Genomic DNA, 286 nt, shown 5'->3' on the forward strand with positions numbered 1-286 from the left:
TAAAGACGCCGTCCAGCAGGTAGCCCCATACCGCGATCAGCGGCATGGCGACCATCCACGGCAGGTAGGTGGAGGCGGTCTCTCGCACCTCGGGCAGGCCGGTAAGCAGGGCGATCAGCGCCTCGCCCCCCAGGGCGAAAGCCAGGGCGGCGGTACCGGCCGTCAGCAGCGAGAACCAGGCGGCACTCCGCACCGACTGGGCGAATTCCGTCCAGCGCCTTGCCCCCACCGAGCGTCCGGTCAGCGCCTCGGCGGCGTGGGCGAAGCCATCCAGGGCGTAGCTGGT

At 70.6% G+C, this 286-nt stretch carries 1 protein-coding gene; it reads right to left on the bottom strand.

Translation table 11 applies throughout. From position 1 onward, the window contains the following. The coding region (locus tag H2O73_RS20890) for an MATE family efflux transporter (RefSeq protein ID WP_246335992.1) at nt 1-286 on the bottom strand (286 nt) is incomplete at both ends.

The organism is Vibrio marinisediminis (assembly GCF_014050145.1).
Lineage (GTDB): Bacteria > Pseudomonadota > Gammaproteobacteria > Enterobacterales > Vibrionaceae > Vibrio > Vibrio marinisediminis.